This is a genomic window from Streptomyces sp. CRCS-T-1, assembly GCF_024442335.1.
Taxonomy (GTDB): domain Bacteria; phylum Actinomycetota; class Actinomycetes; order Streptomycetales; family Streptomycetaceae; genus Streptomyces; species Streptomyces koelreuteriae.
In genome coordinates this window covers 997926-1024442 of sequence record NZ_CP101651.1, presented here as the reverse complement: position 1 = coordinate 1024442, position 26517 = coordinate 997926, and the positions used below count along the sequence as shown (strand labels likewise).

At 72.2% G+C, this 26517-nt stretch carries 22 protein-coding genes and 1 pseudogene; 7 read left to right on the top strand and 16 right to left on the bottom strand.

From position 1 onward, the window contains the following. The first annotated feature begins 146 nt into the window (after positions 1-146). A complete protein-coding gene (locus tag NNW99_RS04585) occupies positions 147-2198 on the top strand; it encodes a phosphocholine-specific phospholipase C (RefSeq protein WP_215117403.1) in 2052 nt (683 codons plus the stop codon). Here NNW99_RS04585 and NNW99_RS04580 read toward each other — a convergent pair. Then, positions 2188-3141: a hypothetical protein gene (locus tag NNW99_RS04580; protein ID WP_215117402.1), complete on the bottom strand. Its 954-nt coding sequence runs from the start codon at positions 3139-3141 to the stop codon at positions 2188-2190. The two genes, NNW99_RS04585 and NNW99_RS04580, sit on opposite strands and share 11 nt — an antisense overlap. Beyond that, positions 3138-3968, bottom strand: a complete 831-nt coding sequence (locus NNW99_RS04575) for a phosphatase PAP2 family protein (protein ID WP_215117401.1) — start codon at positions 3966-3968, stop codon at positions 3138-3140. The genes NNW99_RS04580 and NNW99_RS04575 overlap by 4 nt, the downstream gene beginning before the upstream one ends. 165 nt (positions 3969-4133) lie before the next feature. Between NNW99_RS04575 and NNW99_RS04570 the strand changes: the two genes are divergently transcribed. Further along, complete coding sequence (locus tag NNW99_RS04570; RefSeq protein WP_215117399.1) at positions 4134-4745, top strand: TetR/AcrR family transcriptional regulator; 612 nt, start codon at positions 4134-4136, stop codon at positions 4743-4745. A gap of 150 nt (positions 4746-4895) precedes the next feature. Here the strand turns inward: NNW99_RS04570 and NNW99_RS04565 are convergent, their stop codons facing one another. The 4 genes and pseudogenes from NNW99_RS04565 to NNW99_RS04555 form a co-directional block, all read right to left on the bottom strand. Next, on the bottom strand, positions 4896-6023 hold the full coding sequence (locus NNW99_RS04565; RefSeq protein WP_370869193.1) for a collagen-like protein: 1128 nt from the start codon (positions 6021-6023) through the stop codon (positions 4896-4898). Between the two features lie 390 nt (positions 6024-6413). Next, positions 6414-6530, bottom strand: a pseudogene (locus NNW99_RS39080) (DUF2510 domain-containing protein); the annotation flags it as partial. Positions 6531-6587: 57 nt separating this feature from the next. After that, complete coding sequence (locus NNW99_RS04560) at positions 6588-7742, bottom strand: anhydro-N-acetylmuramic acid kinase (protein WP_215117397.1); 1155 nt, start codon at positions 7740-7742, stop codon at positions 6588-6590. Positions 7743-7746: 4 nt separating this feature from the next. Next, entirely contained in the window at positions 7747-9048 is a 1302-nt protein-coding gene (locus tag NNW99_RS04555; protein ID WP_215117395.1) for an MFS transporter, read from the bottom strand. A gap of 180 nt (positions 9049-9228) precedes the next feature. Between NNW99_RS04555 and NNW99_RS04550 the strand changes: the two genes are divergently transcribed. Then, a complete protein-coding gene (locus NNW99_RS04550; RefSeq protein WP_215117393.1) occupies positions 9229-11913 on the top strand; it encodes an AAA family ATPase in 2685 nt (894 codons plus the stop codon). Positions 11914-11934: 21 nt separating this feature from the next. Here the strand turns inward: NNW99_RS04550 and pcaD are convergent, their stop codons facing one another. The 7 genes from pcaD to NNW99_RS04515 form a co-directional block, all read right to left on the bottom strand. Next, a complete protein-coding gene (pcaD, locus tag NNW99_RS04545) occupies positions 11935-13056 on the bottom strand; it encodes a 3-oxoadipate enol-lactonase (protein WP_215117392.1) in 1122 nt (373 codons plus the stop codon). Next, positions 13053-14348 carry a 3-carboxy-cis,cis-muconate cycloisomerase gene (pcaB, locus tag NNW99_RS04540; RefSeq protein ID WP_215117390.1) on the bottom strand — a complete coding sequence of 432 codons (1296 nt, stop codon included), beginning with the start codon at positions 14346-14348 and terminating at the stop codon, positions 13053-13055. Before pcaB ends, pcaD begins: the two co-directional genes overlap by 4 nt. Continuing rightward, a complete protein-coding gene (gene pcaG, locus NNW99_RS04535) occupies positions 14345-14950 on the bottom strand; it encodes a protocatechuate 3,4-dioxygenase subunit alpha (protein ID WP_215117388.1) in 606 nt (201 codons plus the stop codon). The genes pcaB and pcaG overlap by 4 nt, the downstream gene beginning before the upstream one ends. Before the next feature lie 6 nt (positions 14951-14956). Beyond that, positions 14957-15730: a protocatechuate 3,4-dioxygenase subunit beta gene (pcaH, locus tag NNW99_RS04530; protein ID WP_215117386.1), complete on the bottom strand. Its 774-nt coding sequence runs from the start codon at positions 15728-15730 to the stop codon at positions 14957-14959. 89 nt (positions 15731-15819) lie between these two features. After that, positions 15820-17022 (bottom strand): thiolase family protein, encoded by a 1203-nt coding sequence (locus NNW99_RS04525; RefSeq protein ID WP_215117384.1) that lies wholly within the window; start codon positions 17020-17022, stop codon positions 15820-15822. Beyond that, on the bottom strand, positions 17019-17663 hold the full coding sequence (locus NNW99_RS04520) for a CoA transferase subunit B (protein ID WP_215117382.1): 645 nt from the start codon (positions 17661-17663) through the stop codon (positions 17019-17021). Before NNW99_RS04520 ends, NNW99_RS04525 begins: the two co-directional genes overlap by 4 nt. Beyond that, entirely contained in the window at positions 17663-18418 is a 756-nt protein-coding gene (locus NNW99_RS04515; RefSeq protein ID WP_215117380.1) for a CoA transferase subunit A, read from the bottom strand. The genes NNW99_RS04520 and NNW99_RS04515 overlap by 1 nt, the downstream gene beginning before the upstream one ends. Before the next feature lie 207 nt (positions 18419-18625). Between NNW99_RS04515 and NNW99_RS04510 the strand changes: the two genes are divergently transcribed. Continuing rightward, positions 18626-19090 carry a MarR family winged helix-turn-helix transcriptional regulator gene (locus NNW99_RS04510; protein WP_215117379.1) on the top strand — a complete coding sequence of 155 codons (465 nt, stop codon included), beginning with the start codon at positions 18626-18628 and terminating at the stop codon, positions 19088-19090. 32 nt (positions 19091-19122) lie between these two features. On the opposite strand, the gene NNW99_RS04505 is transcribed toward NNW99_RS04510, so the two are convergent. Continuing rightward, positions 19123-20103, bottom strand: coding sequence for a DUF3048 domain-containing protein (locus tag NNW99_RS04505; RefSeq protein ID WP_215117377.1), 981 nt, complete (start codon positions 20101-20103; stop codon positions 19123-19125). 233 nt (positions 20104-20336) lie between these two features. Between NNW99_RS04505 and NNW99_RS04500 the strand changes: the two genes are divergently transcribed. After that, entirely contained in the window at positions 20337-21527 is a 1191-nt protein-coding gene (locus NNW99_RS04500; protein ID WP_215117375.1) for a zinc-dependent alcohol dehydrogenase, read from the top strand. 12 nt (positions 21528-21539) lie between these two features. Here NNW99_RS04500 and NNW99_RS04495 read toward each other — a convergent pair whose 3' ends face one another. Further along, positions 21540-22604: an ATP-dependent DNA ligase gene (locus tag NNW99_RS04495; RefSeq protein WP_215117373.1), complete on the bottom strand. Its 1065-nt coding sequence runs from the start codon at positions 22602-22604 to the stop codon at positions 21540-21542. Positions 22605-22801: 197 nt separating this feature from the next. On the opposite strand from NNW99_RS04495, the gene NNW99_RS04490 reads away from it, so the two are divergent. Together NNW99_RS04490 and ligD are read left to right on the top strand one after the other, a co-directional pair. Continuing rightward, complete coding sequence (locus NNW99_RS04490) at positions 22802-23275, top strand: PP2C family protein-serine/threonine phosphatase (protein ID WP_215117371.1); 474 nt, start codon at positions 22802-22804, stop codon at positions 23273-23275. Between the two features lie 52 nt (positions 23276-23327). Next, entirely contained in the window at positions 23328-24356 is a 1029-nt protein-coding gene (ligD, locus tag NNW99_RS04485; RefSeq protein ID WP_215117369.1) for a non-homologous end-joining DNA ligase, read from the top strand. 3 nt (positions 24357-24359) lie between these two features. On the opposite strand, the gene NNW99_RS04480 is transcribed toward ligD, so the two are convergent. After that, positions 24360-26501 carry a family 16 glycoside hydrolase gene (locus tag NNW99_RS04480; protein WP_251058071.1) on the bottom strand — a complete coding sequence of 714 codons (2142 nt, stop codon included), beginning with the start codon at positions 26499-26501 and terminating at the stop codon, positions 24360-24362. Between the last annotated feature and the right edge of the window lie 16 nt (positions 26502-26517).

Genomic DNA, 26517 nt, shown 5'->3' with positions numbered 1-26517 from the left:
GCCCCGCCACACCTGCCGTACCCGCGACTTTCACATGAGTGTCACCAGCCCCTTCCTTGGCGTTTGGTGTCCCTGAAACACTCCTTCCGCGCAGATTCCGTCATGTTCCGGCCATCCAGCACCTCAGGATGAGAGGTCTGTCCTTCATGTCCGAAGTAAACCGGCGCCGCTTTCTTCAACTCGCGGGTGCCACCACGGCCTTCAGTGCGCTGTCCGCCAGCATCCAGCGCGCCGCCGCACTTCCGGCGAACCACCGCACCGGGTCGATCGAGGACGTCGAGCACATCGTCGTCCTGATGCAGGAGAACCGTTCCTTCGACCACTACTTCGGGACTCTGAGAGGCGTCCGCGGCTTCGGCGACCCGCGTCCGGTCGCGCTCGACAACGGCAAGTCGGTCTGGCACCAGGAGAAGGACGGCAAGGAGATCCTGCCGTTCCATCCGGACGCCGACGACCTCGGCATGCAGTTCCTGGAGGGCCTGCCGCACTCCTGGCCCGACGGCCACCAGGCCTACCGCGGCGGCAAGTACGACCGGTGGGTGCCCGCCAAGGGCACCACGACCATGGCGTACCTGACCCGCGAGGACATCCCCTTCCACTACGCCCTCGCCGACTCCTTCACCGTCTGCGACGCCTACCACTGCTCGTTCATCGGCTCCACCGACCCGAACCGCTACTACATGTGGTCCGGCTACACGGGCAACGACGGCACCGGCGGCGGCCCGGTCCTCGGCAACGACGAACTCGGCTACGGCTGGACGACCTACCCCGAGCGCCTGGAGCAGGCCGGCCTCTCCTGGAAGGTCTACCAGGACATCGGCGACGGCCTCGACGCCAAGGGCTCCTGGGGCTGGATCGAGGACGCCTACCGCGGCAACTACGGTGACAACTCCCTGCTGTACTTCAACAAGTACCGGGGCGCCCAGCCCGGCGACCCCTGGTACGACAAGGCCCGCACCGGCACGAACGCCAAGGCGGGCGAGGGCTACTTCGACCAGTTGAAGGCGGACGTCAAGGCGGGCAAGCTGCCGCAGATCTCCTGGATCGCCGCCCCCGAGGCCTTCTCCGAGCACTCCAACTGGCCCTCGAACTACGGTGCCTGGTACATCGCGCAGGTCCTGGACGCCCTCACCTCCAACCCGGAGGTCTGGTCGAAGACCGCCCTGTTCATCACGTACGACGAGAACGACGGCTTCTTCGACCACGTGGTGCCGCCGCTGCCGCCCAAGGACGCCTCGCGCGGTCTGTCCACCGTCGACGTCTCCCTCGACCTCTTCCCGGGCGACGCGAAGAACACGGCCGGCCCCTACGGCCTCGGGCCCCGGGTGCCGATGCTGGTCGTCTCGCCGTGGAGCAAGGGCGGTTACGTCTGCTCGGAGACCCTCGACCACACCTCGATCCTGCGGTTCATGGAACGCCGCTTCGGGGTGCGCGAGCCCAACATCTCGCCCTGGCGCCGGGCCATCTGCGGCGATCTGACGGCCGCGTTCGACTTCTCCCGCAAGGACGCGCGACCGGTCCCGCTGCCCGGCACCGACGAGTACGAGCCGCAGGACCGCGAACGCCACCCCGACTACAAGCCGGCCCCGCCCGCCGACCCGCGCATGCCCCGGCAGGAACGCGGCTCGCGCCGCACCCGGCCGCTGAGGTACGCCCCGCACGTGGACGCCTCCGTCGACGCCGCCGCCGGGAAGCTCACCCTCGCCTTCGCCTCCGGGCCGAAGGCCGGCGCCGCCTTCCACATCACCTCCGGCAACCGGACCGACGGCCCCTGGATGTACACCACCGAGGCCGGCAAGTCGCTCTCCGACACCTGGAACTCGGCCTATTCGGGGGGCTCGTACGACCTGACCGTGCACGGCCCGAACGGCTTCGTGCGGGTCTTCAAGGGGTCGAACAAGAAGGCCGGCTGTGAGGTCACCGCACGCCACACCGGTGACGACATCGAGCTGACCTTCACCAACAAGGGCTCCGGCACGGCACGGCTGAAGCTCTCCGACCGCTACGGCGCCAAGCCCACGACCGTCTCCGTCCGCCCGGGCGCGAAGGTACGGCGGACCGTCGACCTCGACCGCAGCCGCCGCTGGTACGACCTGACCGTCACCGTCGAGGGCGACGCGGCGTTCCTGCGGCGGTTCGCGGGACACGTCGAGAACGGCCGGCCGGGTGTGAGCGACCCGGCGATCATCACCGGGTAGCAGGGAAGAGGTGCCCCGGATCGTGCGGCCGGGGCACCAACACCGGTTCGGCCGTGGCCGAGCCGGGTTCCAGGGCCAGGACGGCGGCCACCGGATGGTCGTCGTCCACCGGACGGTCGTGGTCCTGGGGCGTCGCCCTGCTGAGCAGTACCACGCCCCAGGACGCCAGCCCGGCCCCGGCGAGCGCGAGCAGCACGCCCGCCGGGCCGCCCTGGAGGCGTTCGCCCAGCAGCGACAGCCCGATCACCGCGGCGGCCAGCGGGTTGGACAGGGTCACCATGGCGAGCGGGGCGCCCAGACCGCCCCGGTACGCCACCTGCGACAGCAGCAGCCCGCCGGCCGCGAAGGCCGCCACGAGCAGCGCCACCCCGACCACCTGGACGCTCAGCAGCGGACCCGAACGGTCCGTCGCGGCCACCGTCACGGTCTGGGTGAGGGCCGAGGCCACTCCTGACGCGATGCCGGACGCGGTCGCGTGCCGCAGCCCCGGGCGGGCGCCCGGCCGGGACAGCATTCCGATGAGGGCGGCGGTGGCACCCGCCACGGCCAGCGCCTCGGGAACGCTCAGCACCTCCTCGGGCGCCGGGCCGGACGCGGTGACCAGGACCGCGCCCAGGCCGAGCAGTGTCAGCGCGGTGCCCTTCCACTCGACCGTGCTCACCCGCCGTCCCGCGAGCCGCGCACCCATGGGCACCGCCGCGACCAGGGTGAGCGCGCCGAGCGGCTGGACCACGGTCAGCGGCCCGTACCTCAGGGCCACGACGTGCAGCAGCGCGGCCGACGCGTTCAGTCCGACCGACGACCACCAGGCGCCGCTGCCGAGCATCCGCAGCACGCCCGAGCCGGGGGAGCGGGAGGCGAGCCGCTCCTGGGCGACGGCCGCTGCCGCGTAGGCGACGGCGGAGACGAGGGACAGGGCGACGGCGACGACGACGGCGTTCATCGGCCGGCTCCCGCGAGTGCCTGCTCCTCGGTTCGGCCCTGGGCGGGTACGAGCCCGCCCTGCGCGCGGCCCGCCGTGGTCGCCGTGCGGTGCGGCACGTGGACCACGGCGAGCGCGAGAGCGAGCAGGGCCGTCGCCACGATCGCGTCCAGCCAGTAGTGGTTCGCGGTGCCGACGATCACCAGCAGCGTCAGCAGCGGATGCAGCAGCCAGAGCAGGCGCCACCGCGACCGGGTCGCGACGATCAGGCCGATCGCCACCATCAGGGCCCAGCCGAAGTGCAGTGACGGCATCGCGGCGAACTGGTTCGAGAGGGAGTCGGTCGCGGGATCGCCGTAGACCGACGGCCCGTACACGCGGGCCGTGTCCACCAGGCCGGTCGCGGCCAGCATCCGGGGCGGGGCGAGCGGGAAGAGCAGGTGCAGTGCCAGCGCGGCGGCGGTGACGGCGGCCAGGACCCGGCGGGCCCAGACGTAGTGGGCCGGGCGGCGCAGATAGAGCCAGACCAGGAAGGCGACCGTGGCCGGGAAGTGGACGGTCGCGTAGTAGGTGTTCGCGACACGCACCAGAGCGTCGCCGTGCAGCAGCAGGGACTGCACCGCCCCTTCGCCGGGCAGATGGACCGCCCGCTCGAAGTCCCACACGCGGTGCGCGTTGTGGAAGGCCTCGCCGGTGTGGCCCGTGGCCAGCTGCCGGCCGAGCTTGTAGACGAGGAAGAGCCCCGCGACGAGCAGGAGCTCCCGGACGAGCGGCGGTCGGGCTATGACGTGCGGCGGTCGCGCTGTCGCGTCGGACCCCGCCGGCGCAGGCTCGGTGCGGGCATTCATCCCCCGGCCCCTTCGGTGACGGTGGTGCTGTTATCGGTACGAGTGCGTACCGATACGCCAGTGTACCGATACGCTCGCGTTCCGGTACACTGGCGTATCGATAGACGTAGAACACACTGCCGGCCGGAATGTCTCGGCCGCCCGAGGGAAGCCAGGAGCACGGTCATGACGCCGCAGGCTGCGGACGACCGACCCGAGCCGGTCGGTGCCACACGCCGCTCCAAGATCACGCCGGAGCGTGAGCAGGAGTTCTTCGACGCCGTGCTGGAACAGCTCCGCGAGTGCGGCTACGACTCCGTCACCATGGAGGGGATCGCCGCCAGCACCCGCTGCAGCAAGTCCACGCTCTACCGGCAGTGGAAGACCAAGCCCCAGTTCGTGGCGGCGGCGCTGCGCTCACACCGGCGGACGCACTGCATCGACACCGGCTCGCTCGCGGACGATCTGCGTGAGGCCGCCCGGGCGGCGGGGGAGTTGTCCGGCCGGGACACCCAGCTCCTCCAGGCGCTCGCCCACGCGGCCCCTCAGGACCCGGAGTTGCAGCGGGCGTTGCGCGAGGCCCTGATCGAACCGGAGATCGCCGCGCTGAAGGAGATCATCCGGCGCGGCGTCGAGAGGGGAGAGGTGCCCGCCGATCACCCGGCGCTGGAGTACATCCCTGCGCAGATGTTCGGCGTCCTGCGGGTGCGGCCCGTCCTGGAGGGCGAGTGGGCCGACCCGGACTATCTGGTCCGGTTCGTGGAGGCCGCCGTGCTGCCGGCGCTGGGCCTGAGATGAGACCCGGGCCGCCGTCCGTCGGATGACAGGACGGTGACCCGACCGCGCCGACCCGTGGGGACGGGGGCGGCGCGCACCCCCCGGCCGGGTGGGGTTCCCCTGTGAGCGGCGGGGGCGCCCCACCCGGCCGACCGGTTCTTGTGCTCTGTGTCAGACGTCCTGGCCGTTGCCGCTGCCCGTCGACACCTTGATGCCCTTGGCGATGTCGTCGAGGACGGACTCCTTCTGGTCGGCGTCCACGCCGAACCGGACGACGACCATCTGCTTCGCGTTCGCCGGGGAGGGGAACGCGAGGGACTCCACGATGCCGTCGGCGCCCTTGCTGGTGACGGCCTTCCAGCGGACCAGGTAGCCCTTCTGCCCGGCCACGGTCACCGCCTTGGCCGCCAGTACGTCGTGGGAGGTGATCCCGCCGTAGGACTTGCCGCCGTACGACTCCTCCGCGTTGGCCGAGATGTCCGCCTTGGCGATCTCCTCGGGGGTGCTGCCCTTGGTGCCGAGGGCCAGGGCCGGAGCGGAGTAGGCTCCGCCCTTCGTGCAGGTCGAGGAGGTGTCGCCGGGGCACTTGTAGGAGTCGTCGGACGTGACCTGCGCGCCGACCGTGATCTCCTGGCCGTACCAGCCCTTCGGGATCGGCATGCTGATCCCGCTGACCGCGTCGGTCACCGACCCGCTCCTGATCTTCGGCGGCTCGGACTGCTCGGGGGACGGACTCTGCCCACCGGAGCCGCCGGAATCTCCGGAGCCACCATCGTCGCCGGATCCCCCCGAGCCACCCGGTCCGCCGAACGGCCCGCCATTGCCGCCGGGCGCTCCCGGCCCGCCCGGGCCCTGCGAGGTGGCCGAACCTCCGCCCGAGCCCCCGTTGTCGGTCAGCGCGTACACCCCGACCCCGATGCTCGCGAGCACAACGACAGCCGCCCCGACGGCAATCCCGACCCGCAGCCGGCTTCCCCGGGCGGCCGGGGGAGCGGCGGGGTAGCCGGGGTAGGCGCCGGCGGCCGGGTATCCGGGGGTGTGGGGGTATCCGGGGGCGTTGGGGTATTGGGCAGGCCCTGGGGGTTGTTCCGGCGTGCCTGGGTATCCGGGGGTGCCTGGGTATGCGGTGGCGCCCGGGTGCCCGGGGGTGCCTGGGTGGCCAGGGGCGCTCGGATGTCCGGTGGTGCTCGGGTATCCGGGAGGTCCCGGTTGCCCGGCGGCGCTGCCATGCCCGGCAGCGTCCGGATGTGCGGCAGCAGGTGGATCCCCCGCCGGGGCCGAATCACCCGCGGTGCCCAAGTCTGCCGCAGGAGCAGAATCGCCGGCGGCGCCTGAGCCTGCCGCAGGAGCAGAATCGCCGACGGCGCCCGAGCCTTCGGCAGAGGCCGCATTCACCGCAGCGTCGGAGCCCGCGGCAGGGGCGTGACCGCCCGCGGCGCCCGAGCCCGCCGCAGGGGCGTGACCACCTGCGGCGCCCGAGCCCGCCGCAGGGGTGTTATCGCCCGCAGTGGCCGAACTGTTCCCGCTGTCCGAGTCCCTCGCAGGCGCAGAGGCCTCCGCGGCGGCCGGATTCCTCGCGGCGGGAGCCGGGCCGTCAGTCGCGCCCGAGTCTCCAACAGAGCCCGGGGTGCCCGCAGCACCCGAGTTCGTCGCAGCCGAACCCCCCTCAGCCGCCGGAGGCGTCGGCGGCTGGGTCGGGCGGATGTCGGCCGTCCAGGCCTTGCCGTCCCACCAGCGTTCGGTGGCGGGCCCGTCACTTTTCTGGCCGGGGTCGGGGTACCACCCGGAAGGAGTCTCCTGCGTCATGCCCCCACCGTATGAGGCGTCGGTGAAAGAGGCATGAGAGGAGTCGACCAGGATCGGTCATTCCAGGATCAACCGGGTCGGCCGCAGGTGCGCGGGCGGTGGGAGTCGCAGTCCGTCCCGGCCCGGGGTCACCGAACCCAGCACGCTCGGATGCCGGGCACCCGTGCTCGCGGGGGACGTGCCGGGCAGGCCGTGCAGGGTCAGGAAGCCCAGGACGGCGAAGGCGTAGGTCTCCTTCGCCCCGGACGGCAGCCCCAGTTCGTCCGAGGCGCGCACCGCAACCCCGGGCAGCAGCTCCCCGAGCATCCTCATCAGCACCGGGTTGCGCGTCCCGCCGCCGGAGGCGATCACCTCCGTCGCGTCCACCGACCGCACGGCGTCCGCAACGGTCCGGGCCGTGAGCATCGTCAGGGTCGCGACGACGTCCTCGGCGGGCAGCGTCCCGAACCCGGCCAGTGCGTCCCGCAGATGCCCCAGGTGGAACAGCTCCTTGCCCGTCGTCTTGGGCGCGGGCAGCGCGTAGTACGGCTCCTGGAGCAGCCGTTCCAGCAGCGGCCCGTGCACCCGGCCCCGGGCGGCCAGGGCCCCGTCCGTGTCGTAGGCCAGGGCCCCGCCGCTGAACCCCCGCGCCGCCGCGTCGATCAGCGCGCAGCCCGCCCCGGTGTCGAAGGCGGTCCCGTCGAGGGCGGTGAGGTTGGCAATGCCGCCGACGTTCAGTGCGACGGGCCGGCCCGGACGGCCGCGCAGCCACAGCAGGTCGACCAGGCTGACCAGCGGCGCGCCCTGCCCGCCCGCGGCGATGTCACGAGGCCGGAAGTCGGCGACGACCGGCAGCCCGGTCGCCTCGGCGATCCAGGCCGGCTGCCCCAGCTGGAGCGTGCCGTGGACCTCGCCCTCGGCGACCCAGTGGTACACGGTCTGCCCGTGCGAGGCCACCAACTCCGCTCGTCCCACGCACAGTTCCCGGTCGGCCCGCAGCGCCGCCGCCGCGAAGGCCTGACCGATCCGGGTGTCCAGCCGGCACACCTCGCCCAGGGTGGTGGTCCCCGGCGGCAGCGCGGCCGACAGGGCATCGCGCAGTTCGCCGTCGTACGCCTCGCTCACCATGCCGAGCGGCTTCAGCACCAGGCTGTCGCCGACGAGCTCCAGCTCGGCCGCCGCCGCGTCGATCGCGTCGTACGACGTCCCGGACATCAGCCCGATCACCCGCATCGCCTCAACCCGTCCTCTCCGCCACCGCTTTCGCCCCGCGCACCCGCCGCGCGGGCAGCGTGAGCAGGGCCGGTACGCTCACCGCGCACGCCGCCGCCGCGTAGTACGCGGGGATGTCCACGCTCCCCGTCCGCTCGATCGTCTCCGTGATGATCAGCCCGGCGCACCCCGAGAACACCGCATTGGACAGCGCGTAGGCGAGCCCCAGGCCCGTGTAGCGCACCCGCGCCGGGAACATCTCCGACAGCATCGCCGGTCCCGGGCCCGCCAACAGCCCCACCACCGCACCCGCGCCGCACACCGCCGCACCCTTCACGGAGTTCGAAACGCCGGGCTCCTGGAGAAGGTTGAGCAGCGGCACCGACAGGACCACGACCAGCACCGCGCCCGTCAGCATCACCGCCCGCCGGCCGAGCAGGTCACTGAGCAGCCCCGCCGGCACGATCGTCACCGCGAAGCCCACATTGGCCAGCACGGTGGCGACCAGCGCCTCCTGGAAGGTCGCACCCAGCGAACTCTGCAGATACGACGGCAGCACGACGAGGAACGTGTAACCGGCCGCGGCCCAGCCCATGATCCGCCCCGCGCCCAGCGCGATCGCCCTCGCGACCTCGCGCGGGGGAGGTCTCTCCAGCGACCGCTCCGCCACGAACTCCGGTGTCTCGTCCAGCCGCAGCCTCAGCCACAACGCCCCCAGCCCCAGCGGCAGGGTCAGCAGGAACGGCAGCCGCCAGCCCCACGCCCCGAGCTGCTCCTCGGTCAGCACGGTGGCCAGCAGCGCCGCCGCGCCCGCACCGCCCAGCAGCCCCAGTGCCACCGTGAACGACTGCAACGACCCGTACAGCCCCCGCCGGCCCCGCGGAGCGAACTCCGTCATCACCGACACCGCCCCGCCGAACTCCCCACCGGCCGACAACCCTTGGAGCACCCGCAGGAAGGTCAGCAGCCAGGGCGCCAGCGCACCCGCCTGCGCGTAGGTCGGCAGCACGCCGATCAGCGTCGTCGCCACCGTCATCAAAGTGATCACCAGGACCAGCACCGGCCGACGGCCCACGCGGTCCCCGAGACGGCCGAAAAGCGCCGCCCCGACCGGTCGGAAGAAGAACGCGAGCGCGAACGAGGCGTACGTCTTCACGAGAGCCTCGATCTCGCTGCCGCCCTCCGGCGTGAAGAACCGCGCCGCGATGATCGTCGCGAAGTAGCCGTAGACGCCGAACTCGTACCACTCGATGAGATTGCCCACCGACCCCGCGATCAGCGCCCGTCGGCCGCGCCGTGCGTCCAGTCCCTGGTGAATGGCCGTCACCTCCCGTACCGTTGTGCCTTGTTGACCACAAGGCGGCTGGTGACGGGCCGGATGCGTCGTACGGTCGCCGTCGGTTTCACCCGTCACGGCAACAGGTGCCCGGACCGCCCACCGCTCAGGCAATCGGACGGCTACGCTCGACGTCTGTACGTCGTTCGGGCGACTTGGGGAGGTAGCGGGATGACGGAGGTACGGCCCACGGCCGCCGCCTCGGCTTCCCTTTGGGAGCGCGACGAGGAAGTCGCCGCCGTCGCGCGGGCGGTCGACAACCTGTGCGCGGACCGCTCCTCGTCCGGCGGACTGCTGGTCTTCCGGGGCGAGGCCGGACTCGGCAAGACCACGCTGCTGGCCGAAACCCGCCGCATCGCCGAGGCCCGCGGCTGCACGGTCTGGTCGGCACGCGGCGGCGAGACCCTCAGGTCCGTCCCCTTCAACGTGGTACGGCAGTTGCTGCAGCCGGCCCTCGTGTCGATGCTCCCGGAGGAGGCCCGCGAATACCTCGGCGACTGGTACGACATCGCCGGCCCCGCCCTCGGCATCGCGGAGCCCGGCGACCGGCAGGCCGACCCGCAGGGCGTGTGCGACGGACTGGTCGCCGCCGTGCGCCGGCTCGCCCGCCGGGACTGGCCGCTGGTCCTGCTCATCGACGACGCCCACTGGGCCGACCAGGAGACCCTGCACTGGCTCGCCGAACTCGCCGAGCGCCTCGACGAGATGTCCGTGCTGGTCGTCGTCACCCGCCGCCCCGGCGAGGTCTCCGGCACCAGCGCCCGCCACCTCGACACCGTCGCCGCCGCCGCGGACGGCCCCGTCACGACGCTGAGCGCCCTCACCCCGGACGCGACGGCGGGACTCACCCGCGCCACCCTCGGCCCGCACGCGGACGCCGCGTTCTGCCGCGAGGTCTGGGCCGTCACCGCGGGCAACCCCTACGAGACCGTCGAACTCCTCGCCAAGGTCCAGGACAGCGAACTCGAACCCGTCGAGGCCCGGGCCGGGGAACTGCGCGAACTGAACCGCTCGGCCCGCGGCGGCGGCCTCGTCGCCCGCCTGGAGGAACTCGGCATCGACGCCACGCGGTTCGCCTGGGCCGCCGCCATCCTCGGCACCGGCATCTCCACCGACCTGGTCGCCAAGCTCGCCACCCTGCGGCCCGACGACGCCCGCCGCTGCGCCGAACTGCTGCGCACCGCCCGCATCCTCACCACCCCCGACCCCGCGACCGGCCGCGGCGCCGACGGCGCCCTGGAGTTCGTCCACCCGCTGATCGCCACCGACGTCTACAACTCCATACCGGACGCCCTGTGCACCGCCATGCACGGCATAGCCGCCAGGATCGTCACCGACGAGGGGCGCGGCGCCGCCGCTGCCGCCCGCCACCTCCTCGAAGTCCACCCGGACGACGACGAGGAACTCGTCGGGCAACTGCGCGAGGCCGCCCGCGAGCACCTCGCCGTCGGCGCGCCCGACGCCGCCCGCCGCTGCCTGGAGCGCGCCCTGAAGGAACCGCCCCGGCCCGAATCGCACCCGCATGTGCTGTACGAACTGGCCGAGGCCACCTTCCTGACCGCGCCCGCCCGCACCATCGGCCATCTGCGGACCGCGCTCGCCATGCCCGGCCTCGGCGGGGACCAGCGCGTGGACGCCGTCTTCCGGCTCTCCCAGGCGCTGCTCCACAACGACCAGCTGGAGGAGGCGGTCCGCACGGTCGAGGCGGAGGCCGCCCGGCTGAGGCCCGGACCCGCCCGGATGCGGCTCCAGGCCGTGCACTTCATGTGGGAGGGCATACACGCGGGCGAGGCCACCTCGCCGGACCGCTCCCGGCGGCTCGCCGACCTCGCCGCCACCTGCACCGGCCGGGACAACTCCGAGCGCGCGCTGCTCATGCTGCGCGGCTTCGACGCCCTCATGCACGGCGAGAACGCCGAAGAGGTCGCCGAGCTGTGCGACCGCGCCCTCGTCAACGGCCGTCTGGCCCCCGGGCTCGGCTGGACCGACACCGAGTGGGGCATCGAGCTGCTGCTGATGCTGGCCAACGCGTACGCCTTCACCGACCGCCTCGACCGCGCCGAGACCCTCTACAACGAGGCCCTGCGCGCCTACGAGACGGCCGGCTGGAGCGGCGGCCACCTCGCGCTCGCCCACGCCTACGTCGGGCTCGGCCACCGCAGGCGCGGCCGGCTGAAGGAGGCGGAGGCGTCCCTGCGCGAGTCGCTGCGCCTCGCCGAGCGCGTCGGACGCGGCCTGCCGCTGTACTGGTCCGCGACCTGCAACCTCGTCGACACGCTGCTCGCCCGCGGCCATGTCCAGGAGGCCTGGGAGGTCGCCGAACGCTACGGCTTCGCCCCGCCCTACCCCTCCACCATCGTCCTGCCGGACCCGCGCTCGGTGCGCGGGCGGCTGCTGCTGGCCGTCGGCCGTACCAAAGACGGCATCAACGAACTGGAGGCCGCAGAGAAGGCCGCGGCGGCACGCGGCCACCACAACCCCGTGCTCGTCCCCTGGGCGGCCGACCTCGCCCGGGCCCTCAGCACCGAGGACCCGGCCCGTGCCGCCCGGCTCGCCGTCGACGTCCGGCGGCAGGCCGAGCGCTTCGGCACGGACACCGCCATCGGCGAGGCCCTGCGCTGCGCCGCCGCCCTGGAGACCGGGCAGCGCGCGGTCCGGCTCGCCACCCAGGCGATCACCTACCTGGAGGCGTCGCCCTGCCAGTACGAGCATGCGGCGGCCCGTATCGAGTACGGCATCATGGCCCGCTCGGTGAGCGACCTCGAACGCGGCCTTGACCTGGCGGTCTCCTGCGGCGCGGACGGCCTCGCGGAGCGGGCACGGGCCGTGCTCGCGGCCGGCCTAGGACCGGCATAGCCCGGACCACGACCGGCGGGGTCAGCCTGCCGTGCCGTCCTCCTCCGCCAGCACCCGCTGGGCCGTCGCGAACGCCGAGTTCGCCGCGGGCACCCCGCAGTACACGGCCGTCTGCAGCAGTACCGCGCCGATCTCCTCGGGTGTGAGCCCGCCCCGGCGGGTGGCCCGGACGTGCATGGCCAGTTCGTCGTAGTGGCCGTGCGCGACCAGCGCGGTGAGGGTGATCATGCTGCGCTCGCGGCGCGACAGCGTCGGGTCGGTCCAGATCTCGCCCCAGGCGTAGCGCGAGATGAAGTCCTGGAAGCGCGCGGTGAAGGGCGTCTGCTTGGACTGGGCCCGGTCGACGTGGGTGTCGCCGAGCACCTCCCGCCGCACCTCCATCCCGCGTCCGGCGGGCCCGCCGAAGTGGGCCCGCAGCGCGGTCAGTACCGCTTCCGGGCACTGCGCGGGCGCCAGATGCGAGGCGCCCGGGAGTTCGACGAGTGTCGAGTCCGGCACCGCGTCGGCGATCTCCCGTAGATGCGCGGGCGGCGTCGCCGGATCCTCGCGGCCGGCCACCAGCAGCGTCGGTACGGCGATTTCGGACAGCCGGTCGCGCAGATCGAACGCGGCGAGCGCGTCACAGCAGGCGGCGTACGCGTCCGGGTCGGCGTCCCGGTGGTCCCGTACCAGCTCCGGCACGGTGAACCCGGGCGTGAACCAGCGCGCGTCCGCGCCCTCCGCCAGCCCGGCCAGGCCCTCCCGCCGCACCAGCGCGGCCCGCTCCTCCCACGGCTTGGCCCCGTTGAAGTGCGCCGAGGAGCAGATCACGGCCAGCGACGACAGCCGCTCCGGACGGTGCACCGCGAGATGCAGCCCCACGGCCCCGCCCAGCGACACACCCGCGTACGCGAACCGTTCGACGCCGAGGGAGTCGGCGAGCGCCAGCACCAGGTCGGCGAGGTCACCGACCGTCGCGCCGGCCTCGATGAGCCCGGCCGCCGAACCGCCGTGCCCCGGCAGATCCCAACGGACCACCCGGTGGGTGATCGACAGTTCGGGCGCGACCTTGTCCCAGAGGGCGTACGACGTGCCGAGGGAGGGGCCGAGCAGCAGCGGGGGAGCGGAGGCGGGCCCTTCGGTGCGGTGGTTCAGGAGTGTCAACGTCGCTCCAGAGCGCGGTCGGTGAGGGCTCCGGCGGAGCCGGTGTAGTGGGTGGGGTCGAGGTCGACGTCCGCCAGCTCCGGTGCCTCGGCGAGCGGGCGTCCCTCGGCGGCCAGTCGGGCGAGGAGTTCCTTGGCACGGGCGCGGCCCAGCACCGGGGCCAGTTCGGCGGAGAGCCGCTCGGAGACGATCAACCCGCCGGTCAGGTCCAGGTGTTCACGCATGACCTCGGGCCTGACCCGCAGTCCCTCGGCCAGCTCCACGGCGTCCCGGGCGGCCCCGCCGGTCAGCCGCAGCAGGTCCCGCAGCGGTTCCCACTCGGCGTGCCAGGACCCGGCAGGCCGCTCGTCCTCCGCCGCCAGCGAGCCGTACAGCGTGGCCGCGAGCTGCGGTGCCCGTCGCGCGGCGGCGGCGATCAGGGTGGACCGTACGGGGTTGGACTTGTGGGGCATGGCGGACGAGCCCCCGCCGTTGCCCTCCGCGACCTCGGCGATCTCGGTGCGCGACAGGGTGAGGACGTCCACGGCGAGTTTGCCGAGCGCGCCCGCCGTGAAGGCGAGGCACCCGGCGAGATCGGCGACGGGTGTCCGCAGGGTGTGCCAGGGCAGATCGGGTGCCCTGAGGCCGAGTTCACGGGCGTACGCCGTCGGCAGTCCGGTCGGATCGCTCGCGCCGTACGCCCCGAAGGCAGCCAATGTGCCCGCCGCGCCGCCGAGTTGAGCGGGCAGTGAGTCCCGTACGGCCGTCGTCCGGTCACGTGCGTCCAGGACCAGCGCCCGCCATCCGGCCGCCTTCAGCCCGAAGGTCGTCGGTACGGCGTGCTGGGTGAGCGTCCGCCCCGGCATCGCGGTGTCACGGTGTTCGGCGGCCAGCCGGGCGAGGGACTGCTCGGTGCGTCCGAGGCCGGCGAGGACCAGGTCCAGGGTGCGCGCGGCGACCAGCATCGTCGCCGTGTCCATGATGTCCTGGCTGGTCGCGCCCCGGTGGACGTAGGGGCCGTACTCCTCGCCGACGGCCTTCGTCAGCTCGGCGACCAGCGGGATGACCGGGTTGCCACCCGCGCGGGCCCGCTCGGCGAGGGACCGGACGTCGAAGGCACCGGAGCCTGCCGCCTCGGTCACCGCCGTCGCCGCCTCGGCGGGGGCGAGCCCCAGCGCGGCCTGGGCCCGGGTCAGCGCGGCCTCCGCGTCGAGCAGCGCCCGCAGATACGCGTGGTCGCTCGTCGCGGACGCGGCCGCCGAGTCGGCCCACCCGGGGGCGAGCAGGCCGGTGTCGCCGTGCGCAGTTGTCACTGGAACTCCAGGAAGACCGTCTCGCCTTCGCCCTGAAGGCGGATGTCGAAACGGTACGTGCCGCGCGCCTCCGCCACGGCGATCAGCGTGTCGCGGCGCCCGTCCTCCAGCCCGGACAGCAGCGGGTCGGCGGCCAGCGCCGCCGTATCGCCCGGCAGATAGATCCGGGTGTACAGGTGCACCAGCAGCCCGCGCGCGAAGACGCACACGCTGAGGTACGGGGCGTTCCGCCCGCGTGCGCCGGGTCGCAGGGTGCGCGCGTACCAGTGGCCGTTCGCGTCGGTCTGGATGCGACCCCACCCGGTGAACTCCACGCCGTTGCGCCCCAGGAAGCCCCCCGACGCCGGGTCGCGCCGCATCGAACCGTCGGCCGTCGCCAGGTTGCCGTCCGGGTCCGGCCCCCACAACTCGATCAGGGCGTCCGGCAGCGGGTTGCCCTCGCCGTCGGTGACGTACCCGTGCACGGTGACCGTGTCCGGATGCCCGGCGGGTGCGATGTCCTCACCGCCGCGGAACGGCAGGGCGTGGCCGTAGAACGGGCCGACGGTGTGCGAGGGGGTGGGCAGCACGCTCTCCGGGCGGCTCGCGTCGATCTTCGTCATGGCAGGTCAGCGCCCTTCCTCTATCCAGGTGGCCTGCGGCCCGTCGAGCACGATGTCCCAGTGGTAGCCCATCGAGAACTCCGGCACCGACAGGCTGTGGTCGTAGGTGGCGACCAGCCGCTGCCGGGCCGCGTCGTCCGTCACCGACTGGATGATCGGGTCGTAGGGGAACAGCGGGTCGCTCGGGAAGTACATCTGCGTCACGAGCCGCTGGGTGAACGCCGAGCCGAAGAGCGAGAAGTGGATGTGGGCCGGCCGCCAGGCGTTGACGTGCTGGCGCCACGGGTACGGGCCCGGCTGGACCGTGGTGAAGCGGTAGTGCCCCTCGGCGTCGGTGAGCGTGCGGCCCACGCCGGTGAAGTTCGGGTCCAGCGGGGCGTCGTGCTGCTCACGCTGATGGGCGTAACGCCCCGCCGAGTTGGCCTGCCAGATCTCCACGAGCTGGCCGCGCACCGGGCGGCCGTCGCGGTCCAGCAGCCGGCCCGAGACGGTGATGCGCTCACCGATCGGCTCACCGTCGTGCTGCCGCGTGAGGTCACTGTCGATCTCGGTGATGTCCCGCTCCCCGAACGCCGGGGAGGACAGCTCCACCAGCTCCGGGTCCTTGCTGACGTCGATGGTGACCGGCGGCCGTTTGGGGTGCCGCAGTACCGAGGAGCGGTACGGCGCGTAATCGCGGCGCGGCTGGTTCTCGACGGGCCCGCCGTCGGCGAGCCGCTTCTCGTACGCGGCGTGCTCGGCCGCGATCTCCTGATCGATGTCGTGCTGAGTGAGAGTCATGGGGTTCCCTGAAAAGGTTCGTGAGGTTCTCGCCCTAAAGGGGCGCGGGGAACTGCGCGACCGGCCACGGACGGCCCGCAGCCGAACGCCTAACGTTCCAGAACGAGCGCAAGGCCTTGACCCACCCCGATGCAGAGCGTGGCAACACCGACGCCACTGCCCCGCCGGGCAAGCTGATGCGCAACCGTCCCGGCGAGCCGAGCCCCGGACGCACCCAGCGGATGCCCCAGAGCGATCGCCCCACCCTGCGGATTGAGAATCGCCGGGTCGAACTCGGGCCACTCGGCCACACACCCCAGCACCTGCGCCGCGAACGCCTCGTTCAGCTCCAGCACGGACAGGTCGTCAAACCCCTTACCCGCCTTGGCCAGAGCCCGGTTGACGGCCTCGACCGGAGCGAGTCCGAAGTAGTCCGGGTCGAGGGCGTTGACGCCGCTCGCGGACACCCGGGCCAGCGGCTCGCGCCCCGTGGCCCTCAGACCTTCCTCGTCGACCAGAAGAAGGGCAGCCGCACCGTCGTTGAGCGGTGACGCGTTACCCGCCGTCACCGTGCCGCCCTCCTCACGGAACGACGGCTTCAGCTTGGCCATCGACGCCAGGGAGGCATCCGTACGCACACACTCGTCGGCGTCAAAGACCACCGGATCGCCCTTGCGCTGCGGCACCGCCACCGGCACCGACTCCGCCTCGAACAGACCCTGTTCCCGCGCCCGCGCGGCCTTCTCATGGCTGCCGAGCGCGTACTCGTCCTGCTGCTCGCGGCTGATCTTGTGCTTGTCGGCGATGAGTTCGGCCGACTCGCCCAGCGGAATCGTCCACTGCGGCTCCATCCTCGGGTTGACCATCCGCCAGCCCAGAGTCGTGGAGTACAGCTCGGTGTGCCCGGCCGGGAAGGGCCTGTCGGACTTGGGCAGCACATAGGGCGCCCGGGTCATCGACTCGACGCCACCGGCCACGGCGATCGAGGCGTCCCCGACCGCGATCGCGCGGGCCGCCTGGATGACCGCCTCCAGCCCGGACGCGCACAGCCGGTTGACGGTCACACCCGGCACCGAGGTGGGCAGGCCCGCCAAAAGGGCCGCCATGCGGCCGACGTTGCGGTTCTCCTCACCGGCACCGTTGGCGTTGCCGAAGTACACGTCCTCGACGCGCGCAGGATCCAACTCCGGCGTGCGGGCGAGCAGTTCGCGGATCGCGTGCGCGCCCAGGTCGTCCGGGCGGACCGAGGCCAGCCCGCCGTTGTAGCGGCCGATCGGGGTGCGGACCGCGTCGACGATGTAGACGTCCTTCACTTCAGTCCCTCCGGCACGGTCAGTTCGGCGTCGGTCCTGGTGACGATCTCCTGGGCGCTCACGCCCGGCGCGGTCTCGACCAGGATGAGCCCGTCGTCGGTGACGTCGAGGACGCCGAGGTCGGTGATGATCCGGTTCACACACCCCTTGCCGGTCAGCGGCAGGGCGCACTCGGTGAGGATCTTGGGGGAGCCGTCCTTGGCGGTGTGGGTCATGACGACGACGACCGTACGGGCGCCGTGCACCAGGTCCATCGCCCCGCCGATGCCGGTGATCAGCTTGCCGGGGATCGCCCAGTTGGCCAGGTCGCCCCGCTCGGACACCTGCATGGCGCCCAGCACCGCGACGTCGATGTGCCCGCCCCGGATCATCGAGAAGGACAGCGCCGAGTCGAAGAAGGACGCGCCCGGCAGGACCGTCACGGTCTCCTTGCCGGCGTTGATCAGGTCCGGGTCGACGGTGTCCTCGGTGGGGTAAGGGCCGGTGCCCAGGATGCCGTTCTCCGATTCGAGGACGACTTCGACGCCCTCGGGCAGGTAGTTGGGGATGAGCGTGGGCAGGCCGATGCCGAGATTGACGTACTGGCCGTCCCGCAGCTCGCGCGCGGCCCGCGCGGCCATCTGTTCACGCGTCCAGGCCATCAGCTGCTCACCGTCCGCCGCTCGATCTTCTTGTCCGCCGCCTGCTCCGGGGTGAGCGCGAGTACCCGCTGCACGAAGATGCCGGGCAGATGCACCGCGTCCGGATCGATCTCGCCGGGCTCCACCAGCTCCTCCACCTCGGCGATCGTCACCCGCCCGGCCATCGCGGCCAGCGGGTTGAAGTTGCGGGAGGACTTGTTGAAGACCAGGTTCCCGTGCCGGTCGCCCTTCGCGGCCCGGACCAGAGCGAAGTCGGTACGGATGCCGCGCTCCAGCACGAACTCCTCGCCGTCGAACTCCCGGACCTCCTTCGGCGGTGAGGCCAGCGCGACCCCGCCCTCACCGTCGTAGCGCCAGGGCAGGCCGCCGTCGGCGACCTGGGTGCCCACCCCGGCCGGGGTGTAGAAGGCGGGGATTCCGGCGCCGCCGGCCCGCAGCCGCTCGGCCAGGGTGCCCTGCGGGATCAGCTCGACCTCCAGCTCCCCGGCCAGGTACTGCCGGGCGAACTCCTTGTTCGCGCCGATGTAGGAGCCCGTCACCCGGGCGATCCGGCCGGCGGCGAGCAGGACCGCGAGGCCCGACTCCATCGCCCCGCAGTTGTTGGAGACCACCGACACCCCGGCCACCCCGCGCTCGTACAGCGCCTGGATCAGCACGTTCGGCACACCGCTCAGCCCGAATCCGCCCACCGCGAGCGACGCGCCGTCGGGCACGTCGGCCACCGCCTCCAGGGCTGTGGCGACCACCTTGTCCATCCGAGAAGCCCCATCTCTTCCGAGCACCCCGACCTCGATTAGTCAGCGCACTGAGTATTTCCGTGAAGCTCCTTTCACGCTGCCATCGCCACAGCAGGGCGTCAAGACCTCGGAGAATGCGTCTCTGATCCCTGGTGCGGCCGGCAGACAGCCGGGGAACGGGTCGGTATTGTTCAGTGCACCAACGAAAACTACGGAGGGGTGCACATGGCGGCGGCCGACCTCACCACCCACCCCGGGCACCTGGCCCGGCGGCTCCAGCAGGCGCACTACCTGCTGTGGAACACGATGGTCTCCGAGGAGATCACCTCGCCCCAGTACGCGGTCCTCAACACGCTCGTCGCCGAGCCCGGCCTGGATCAGCGCACGGCGGGGGAGCGGGTGGGGCTCGACCGCTCCACCATCGCCGAGGTGATCAGCCGGCTCATCCGGCGCGGGCTGCTCGACAAGGTCCGTGACCCGCAGGACGGCCGCCGCTTCCTGCTCCGGCTCACGGAAGAGGGCGTGCGCACCCACCGCAAGCTGACCGTGCGCACCGCCCGGATGAACCAGATCTTCCTCGCGCCGCTGACCGCCGAGGAGCAGACGGTGTTCTTCGACCTCATCCGGCGTGTGTCGGACGCGGCCGAAGGCCTGCGCAACCCGGGGGAGTCCCTGGTGGCGCCCCGCTGACCGACGCGGCGGGCCCGGCCCGCGCGATCCGGTCAGGGCGCCTTGGCGTACACCACCCACACCTGGCCCTTCGCGAAGTTCACGGGTGTGCCGTCACGGGTGGTGAACGCCGTGCCGTCCGTGGCGTCCTCGCGCTCCCAGTTCACGTCGTAGGCCCGCCCGTCGCGCAGCACCTTCGCCTTCCCCGAGCCCACCGTCTCGGTGTACGGCGTGTTGTTGCCGAGGAAGTCCCGGAAGGCGGACTCGCGCACCTTCACGTACTGCACGACGACCGTCGCCGCCGCCATGCGCTTGCCGTCGGCCGTCGCGGCCGGTGTGCCGTCCATGCCGATCAGCCAGTGGTCCCGGGAGTCCGACCAGGTGAAGGTGAAGCGGGCCGCCGGATAGCGCACCGTCTGCGAGGGCGTCGCCGTGCCGCCCGCCGGGGCGGAGCCGTAGCGGAAGCCGGTGGTCAGGGCGTCCCGGCCCGGGGCTTCCGGCACGATCCGCTCGGGCCGCACATAGAGGTTGTGCGGGGCGGACCGGTCCGGGTCGCGGAAGAAGGCGTCGGAGGCGCTGCCCGGCGTCGCCGCCCGCAGCGGCGCCTTGTCGATCAGCGGCAGGAGCTTCGTCTGGGCGCCGGAGAAGGCGAGCGTGGGCCGGTCGAACTGGCGCAGCAGCTCCAGATCCGACTCACGGGCGCTGCGCACCGGACCGACCGCCTGCGGCAGCTTCGTGGCGTACACCGCCATCAGACGGCTCAGCCCGCCCTCGACCTGCTCCACGTACACCACGTCCGCGGCATCGACGCCCGTGGGCGGCCGGGCCGTACCGGCGTTGTCGATCTTGACGGCGAGTACCGAGCCGTCGGTCGCCCCGGGTGAGGCGCCGCGCTCCGAGGCGGTGGCCGATCCCCGGCCGTCGTCGGGCGGCCCGCCCCCGCTCGTACAGCCCGCCGCCAGGGCCGCCGTCACCGTCGCGGCCAGCAGCGCCGCCGTCGTAGCGGCCCGCCGTCCGCGCGCTTCTCGTCCCATGCCCACCGTCGCCACCGCGCCTCAAGTCATTCGTTTGTCATGATTGTGCGCTTATCTGAGCATCGATGGCCACATTCGATCGTTTCTGGCGGGACGGTGTCCCCGTCGCGTCCGTCGATCGGCTCAAGGTTCGCCACGGGCCACCCGGGTACCCGGGCCTCTCCGAAATGGCCGAGCCGAAACGACCGAGCCGAAACGACCGACGCGCACGCCGACGGAGGGAGCGCGAGGCGATGAGGGCAGTGACCTGGCAGGGCAAGCGGGACGTGCGGGTGGAGAACGTGCCCGATCCGACGATCCAGGAGCCGACGGACGCGATCATCCGCATCACCTCCAGCGGGTTGTGCGGATCCGACCTGCATCTGTACGAAGTGCTCACGCCGTTCATGACACCGGGCGACATCCTCGGCCATGAGCCCATGGGCATCGTCGAGGAGGTCGGCGCCGGTGTACCGGACCTCCAGGCCGGGGACCGGGTCGTGGTGCCGTTCCAGATCGCCTGCGGCAACTGCTGGATGTGCCTCACCGGCCTGCCCACCCAGTGCGAGACCACCCAGGTCAGCGGCGAGGGCATGGGTGCCGCCCTGTTCGGCTACACCCGCCTGTACGGAGCGGTGCCGGGGGCCCAGGCCGAGTATCTGCGGGTCCCGCAGGCGCAGTTCGGCCCGATCAAGGTCCCGGAGGGCCCGCCCGACGACCGCTTCGTCTACCTCTCCGACGTGCTGCCCACCGCCTGGCAGGCCGTCGCCTACGCCGACGTCCCGCAGGGCGGCAGCGTCGCCGTGCTCGGCCTCGGCCCCATCGGCGACATGGCCTGCCGCGTCGCCCGGCTCCGGGGTGCCGGACGGGTGTTCGGTGTGGACCTGGTTCCGGAGCGGCTGCGCCGGGCCCGCGCACGGGGCGTGGAGACCTTCGACCTCAGGTCCTTCGACGACGAGAAGGAACTGATCGAAGCGATCCGCGACGAGACCGACGGCCGCGGCCCCGACGCCGTGATCGACGCGGTCGGCACCGAGGCCCACGGCAGCGCGGCCGCGCGCATGGTGCAGAGCGCCTCAGCGATCCTGCCCCGCAAACTGAGCGGCCCGCTCGCCGAACGCTTCAGCGTCGACCGGCTCTCCGCGCTGAACACCGCCATCGAACTGGTGCGCCGCGGCGGCACCCTCTCGCTGTCCGGTGTCTACGGCGGCCTGGCGGACCCGCTGCCGCTGCTCACCCTGTTCGACAAGCAGATCCAGATCCGGATGGGCCAGGCCAACGTCCGCCGCTGGAGCGACGACATCATTCCGTACCTGACCGACGAGGACCCGCTCGGCGTCGAGGACTTCGCCACCCACCGGGTGCCGCTGTCGGAGGCCCCGCACGCCTACGAGATGTTCCAGCGCAAGCAGGACGGCGCGGTCAAGGTGCTGATGCAGCCCTGAACCGGCGTGACGCTACGCGCCGAGGATCTCCGCCAGGTCGTAGCGGACCGGCTCCTGGAGCTGCGCGTAGGTGCAGCTCTCGGGGGTCCGGTCCGGGCGCCAGCGGCGGAAGCGGGCGGTGTGCCGGAAGCGCTGCCCGTTCTCCATGTGGTCGTACGCCACCTCGGCCACCCGCTCCGGCCTGAGCGGCACCCACGACAGGTCCTTCCGGCCCGACCAGCGGCTCGGCGCCCCCGGCAGCCGGGCCTTCTCGTGCGCGGCCTCGTCGGACCAGGCCGCCCACGGATGCCCCTGGGCGTCGTCCAGGCGCAGCGGCTCCAGCTCCTCCACCAGCTCGGCACGCCGCTTCATCGGGAAGGCGGCGGACACGCCCACATGCTGGAGGGTGCCCCGGTCGTCGTACAGGCCGAGCAGCAGCGAGCCCACGACCGGGCCGCTCTTGTGCAGGCGGTACCCGGCGACGACCACGTCCGCCGTACGCTCGTGCTTGATCTTGAACATGGCGCGCACGTCCGGGCGGTAGGGCACGGTCAGCGGCTTGGCGATGACCCCGTCCAGGCCCGCCCCCTCGTACTGCTCGAACCACTGCCGTGCCACCTCGATGTCGGTGGTCGCCGGCGCCAGATACACCGGAGCCGTCACCCCCGCCAGCTCCCCGGCCAGCCGCTCCCGCCGGTCGGTCATCGGGACGTCCATCAGCGACTCGTCCCCCAGTGCCAGCAGATCGAAGGCGACGAGCGAGGCCGGCGTCCGCTCCGCCAGCATCCGCACCCGCGAGTCCGCCGGATGGATCCGCTCCGTCAGCGCGTCGAAGTCCAGATGCCCCTCCCGCGCGATCACGATCTCCCCGTCCACCACACAGCGCTCCGGCAACCGCTCCCGCACAGCCGTCACCAGCTCGGGAAAGTACCTGGTCAACGGCTTGCCCGTACGGCTGCCGAGCTCGACCTCGTCCCCGTCGCGGAACACGATCGCCCGGAACCCGTCCCACTTCGCCTCGTACTGCATGCCCGTGGGGATCGCCGCCACGGACTTGGCGAGCATGGGCAGCACGGGGGGCATCACCGGGAGATCCATGCCTCGACTCTAAGAGCCGCCCCCGCGGTCCGCCTGTCGAGCGACGAGGCGAAAGCCGCAGGTCAGGACGGGATCGCCCGAGGATGCGGAGGCGGGGCACCGGCGACACACTGGAACCTGGCGTGCTCCGATCAGGGGGCGGACGAGGAGGATCCGCGTGGGCTTCGACCAGCTTCCGCTGAAGTCGCTCTTCTCCGGTGCCGAGGACGCGCTGCTGTCGATGCCGGCCGACGCCCCGGCCGAGGCCGACCACCGGCTGGCGAGCATCGGCCTCGACCGGGTGGGCCACCTGTCTGCTCGCCCTCGTCGACCCCGGCCAGGGCACCTGCACCTTCGCCGGCGCCGGACACCCGCCGCCCGTGCTGCTGCACCCCGACGCCCCGGCCGAACTCGTCCATGTCCCGACCGGACCGCCCCTCGGCACCGACCTCGGCGGCTACGAGGCACTGACCCTGCCGGTGCGCCCCGGAACCGTCCTGCTCATGTACACCGACGGGCTGATCGAGGACCGCCGCAGGGACATCGACTCCTCGCTGCGACGCCTGACGCATCTGAGCCTCGACCTCGACGGCCCTCTGGAGAGCGTCGTCGACGCCCTCCTCGCCCGCCTGGTGCACGGCACCACCGAGGACGACGTCACCCTGCTCGCCACCCGCCTGCGTGCCCCGTGACGCCCGAACGCTCCGCATGCGAGGCCCACCCGCTGCGCCTACCGTGTCGAGCATGGGTGACGCGGTGGAACTTCAGGCGGGCGGCCGGACCGTACGGCTGTCCAGCCCGGACAAGATGTTCTTCCCGGAGCGCGGCTTCACCAAGCTGGACCTCGCCCGCTACTACATCGCCGTCGGCCCCGGCATCCTGCGCGCCCTGCGCGACCGGCCGACGACCCTGGAGCGCTACCCCGAGGGCATGAACGGCGAGAACTTCTTCCAGAAGCGGGCGCCCAAGAACATGCCCGACTGGATCCCGACCGCGCACATCACCTTCCCCAGCGGCCGCAGCGCCGACGAGATGTGCCCCACCGAGGTCGGCGCGGTGGTGTGGGCCGCCCAGTTCGGCACCCTCACCTTCCACCCCTGGCCGGTACGCCGCGACGACGTCGACCACCCGGACGAACTCCGCATCGACCTCGACCCGCAGCCCGGCACCGACTACGACGACGCCGCCCGCGCCGCCCACGAACTGCGGGCGGTGCTCGACGAGTTCGGCGGACTGCGCGGCTTCCCCAAGACCTCGGGCGGCCGGGGCCTGCACGTCTTCGTGCCCATCGAACCCCGCTGGACCTTCACCCAGGTCCGGCGCGCCGCCATCGCCGTCGGCAGGGAGCTGGAGCGGCGCATGCCGGACCAGGTGACCATCAAGTGGTGGAAGGAGGAGCGGGGCAGCCGCATCTTCGTCGACTACAACCAGACGGCACGCGACCGCACGATCGCCTCCGCCTACTCCGTACGGCCCCGCCCGCACGCCCCCGTCTCCGCGCCCCTGAACTGGGACGAGGTGGGGGTCGCGCACCCCCAGGACTTCGACCTCGCGACGATGCCCGCGCGCTTCGCCGAACTCGGCGATGTGCACGCGGACATGGACGACCACCGCTACTCCCTGGAGTCCCTGCTCGACCTCGCCCGCCGTGACGAGCACGACCACGGGCTGGGGGATCTGCCGTACCCGCCCGAGTATCCGAAGATGCCGGGTGAACCGAGGCGGGTACAGCCGAGCAGGGCCCGCAAGGAGAAGCCTCCTACGGCTCCTTGACGCCTACAGCTCCTTGATGCGGATGTCCCGGTAGGACACCACATCCGTCGTGCCGTGCACCTGGAGCCCGAGGTAGCCGGAGGCGAACCGCCGCCCGTCCGTGCCCGGGTCGTCCGAGCGGGGCGGGGTGAAGGCCTGGCCGCCGGTGTTGTCGAACTCGTTGATCAGCACGCCGTTGCGGTACACCGAGTAGTGCTGGTCGACCACGCGGATCTCGTAGTCGTTCCAGGTGCCCTTCTGGGTCACGCCGGCACCGGCGAGCCCCACCCGGTCGAAGCCGTAGACCGACCCCGTCTTGTACATGTCGCCGTCGGGCCGGTCGAGCACCTGCACCTCGTGCCCGTACTTGATGGCGACCCACTCCGGCCGTGACTCCTCCGGGTGGTCGTGGACCCAGGGGAAGCGCACGAACACACCGGAGTTGGCGTTGCCCGTGCCCGGGGCGTCGTCACGCCACTGGAGCTTCAGCGAGAAGTCGCCGTACTTGCGCTCCGGGAACCACAGCATGCCCATGCCGGGCGTCGTGGTGCTGGAGGTGATCGTCCCGTCCGCGTTCAGCCCGAACGAACCGCCGCCCACCTGCCGCCACTTGGCCAGCGACTCCGCGGTGCCGTCGAAGAGCGCGCGATAGCCCTCGGTCTGCCCCGGCTTGCCGATGCCGGACTGGCGGGCGGCCTTCCGGACGGCGTTGTACTCGCGCTGGTCGAGCACGCCCTCCTTCAGCAGGGCGTCGAGGACGGACGTCACATGCTTGAGGAACAGCGCGTGGGACGTCCACTCCTTCTCGTCCTCGATCAGCTCGCCGATCCGGCACCGGTTGTCGGTCACCCGGTTGCGCACTCCCGAGTCGACCGTGCCGACGATCACCGTCAACCGCTCGTCGTACTCCGGGCAGTCGGGCGCCGGGACCTGCCCGGAGACGACCGTGAAGGACACGGTGCGTGCCGCCGCGGTGTTGCCGGCCTTGTCGCTCGCCCGGTACGCCACCGTGTGCCCGCCCGCCCGGTCGACCACCACCGGGGCCGAGTAGGCGAGGTACGGCCCGCCGTCGAGCGAGTACTCGATCTTCTCGACGCCCGAACCGTGCGCGTCGGTCGCCGTGACGGTCACCCGGGCGCTGTTGACATACGCCCCGGCGGAGTTCCTGGTGCCCTCCACGGACACGCCCGTCACCGGCGGGGTGGTGTCCTGAGGCGGCGCCGCGACGACCTTGAACTGCACGCTCTTCTCGGCCGCCACATTGCCCGCCTTGTCGGTGGCGCGGTAGCGAACGGTGTGGGTGCCGACCTGGTGCACCATCACGGGCGCGGTGTACGGCTGCCAGGCCCCGGAACCGATCGCGTACTCGATCGTGTTGACGCCGGAACCCGTGTCGGAGGCGGAGACGGTGACCGTCGCCATGTCGATGTACGCTCCGTCGGCATCGCGCTCACCGCTCACCGTCGCCGAGGTCTCCGGCGCGGTCGTGTCGTCCGACTGCGGCGCCACGACCGTGAACGCCGCGCTCTTCTCGGCGGAGACGTTCCCCGCCTTGTCGAAGGCGCGGTAGCGGACCTTGTGTGCGCCGACCTGATCGACGACGATCGGCGTGGTGTACGGCTGCCAGGCACCCGAGTCGCCGATCGCGTACTCGATCCTCTCGACGCCGGACCCGCCCTCGTCGGTGGCGTGCAGTTCGACGCTCGCCGAGCCGACGTACTCGCCCTGCGTGTTCTGCGTCCCGCTCACATGCGCCGACGCCTCGGGCGCCGTGGTGTCCTCGCCGGTGCCCTCGGTCACCACGAGGATGCCCTGCATCTGGCCGTGGCCGGGGATCGTGCAGTGGTAGAAGTACCGGCCGGGCGTGAGCGTGACCTGCGCGGTGTGCTTGCCGCCCTGGGCGTCGTTCGGATTGGCCAGGATGTTGAGCGTCACGTCGTCGTTGAACTCGGGATCGCTCGTCACGAACGTCAGCGTGTGCGGCATGCCCATGGTGTTGCCCGTGGCCACGCTGTTCTCGAACACGATCGTGGCCGTACCCGCGACCGCCGTCTTCGGCGCCGAGAGGTACTTGTCGATGTCGTTGCCGGCCGTCCAGGTGAGGACCTGATCGGCGGCCTTCGCCTCCGGCTGCCCGGACGCCGGTATCGCCTGCACGCCGAGCATCACGAGCAGGGCGGCC